The sequence below is a fragment of the Dellaglioa sp. CoH-57-MRSF-21 genome (assembly GCF_056781915.1).
The window spans coordinates 1-272 of the sequence record NZ_JBXAXU010000186.1 but is presented as its reverse complement, the minus strand read 5'-3'; the positions used below and the strand labels follow the sequence as shown (position 1 = coordinate 272).

General features: G+C 72.4%; 1 protein-coding gene. It reads left to right on the top strand.

Features of this window, described 5'->3' with window-relative positions; all coding sequences use genetic code 11:
* Positions 1–82: 82 nt before the first annotated feature.
* A partial coding sequence (locus tag AC1RPQ_RS08480; protein ID WP_481762342.1) for an NAD(P)-binding domain-containing protein occupies positions 83–272 on the top strand: 190 nt, incomplete at its 3' end.

The following is a 272-nucleotide window of genomic DNA, read 5'->3' as shown; positions in this document are numbered from 1 at the left end:
ATCTTGCGTTGCTTCCCAGGTTCAGGTCTTCCGCCCCGCCTCCCGGGTTCCGTCCGCGCTCTCCACGGTGGAGAGTGGGCGCATGGACATCGCATTCCTCGGGCTCGGCCGGATGGGCCGCGAGCTCGTCCCGCACGTGATCGACGCCGGCCACACCGTCACCGTCTGGAACCGCTCACCGGAGCCGGCCGAGACCATCGGCCGCCGCGGCGCACATGTCGCGGTCTCGGCGGCGGACGCCGTGGCCGCCGCGGACACGGTCGTGAGCGTGC